This window comes from Halomonas sp. ND22Bw, from assembly GCF_003011945.1.
Classification (GTDB): Bacteria; Pseudomonadota; Gammaproteobacteria; order Pseudomonadales; family Halomonadaceae; genus Halomonas; species Halomonas halophila.
The window spans coordinates 1-278 of the sequence record NZ_PXWD01000677.1 but is presented as its reverse complement, the minus strand read 5'-3'; the positions used below and the strand labels follow the sequence as shown (position 1 = coordinate 278).

Here is a 278-nt window from a genome sequence, read left to right as displayed (position 1 = left end):
CCAGGCCCTGGTACTCGGCCTCGGCAAGCTCGACGGCAGCCGCCAGCGACTCGGCCACGTCGGGGCTGATGGCGTTCATCTTCGAATGGATGCTGGCAATCAGCACCTCGCCATCGAGCGTCCAGACGCGGACATCGCCTTCGTCGCTGATCGTGGCGCCCGCTTGCGTCGGATCGGGCGCGTTCGCACCCAGCACGCTTTCGGGAAAGAGCTGGCGCGCATGCACCGGGAGCTGGCGCTGCGGCACGAACTTGTTGAGCGATGCGCTCCACGAGCCT

General features: G+C 67.3%; 1 protein-coding gene. It reads right to left on the bottom strand.

What is annotated here, in order from left to right:
- A partial coding sequence (locus CVH10_RS19850; protein ID WP_219924875.1) for a hypothetical protein occupies positions 1-278 on the bottom strand: 278 nt, incomplete at both ends.